The organism is Rhodococcus sp. IEGM 1351, from assembly GCF_030056875.1.
GTDB classification, from domain to species: domain Bacteria; phylum Actinomycetota; class Actinomycetes; order Mycobacteriales; family Mycobacteriaceae; genus Rhodococcus_F; species Rhodococcus_F opacus.
Genome location: NZ_JASHKU010000125.1, coordinates 1 through 304, shown reverse-complemented (window position 1 = coordinate 304; position 304 = coordinate 1). Strand labels below are relative to the sequence as shown.

Sequence of the window (304 nt, the reverse complement as noted above, 5' to 3'; positions counted from 1 at the left end):
GCCTCCGTCACCTCGTGGAACGTCACATCCACCGACGCCTCCGTCGGACCGTACAGATTGTGCAGCTCCGCCGCGCTCACCCCGCGCAGACGTGCCGCCGTTGCCGACGGCAACGCCTCACCGCTGGCGAACACCCGGCGCAGCGCACCGCACCCCTCCACGTTCGCCCCCGCCAGGAACACCTCGAGCATCGACGGCACGAAATGCACCGTGGTGACCGCTTCCTCGCGGATCACCCGTTCGAGGTACGCCGGGTCGCGGTGCCCGTCCGGCTCCGCGATCACCAACCGCGCCCCGACGATCA

1 protein-coding gene is annotated in these 304 nt (G+C 70.4%); it reads right to left on the bottom strand.

Annotated features, from left to right (window positions below; genetic code table 11):
* Positions 1-304: AMP-binding protein (locus QM806_RS41060; protein WP_269593214.1), on the bottom strand; the 304-nt coding region annotated here is incomplete at both ends.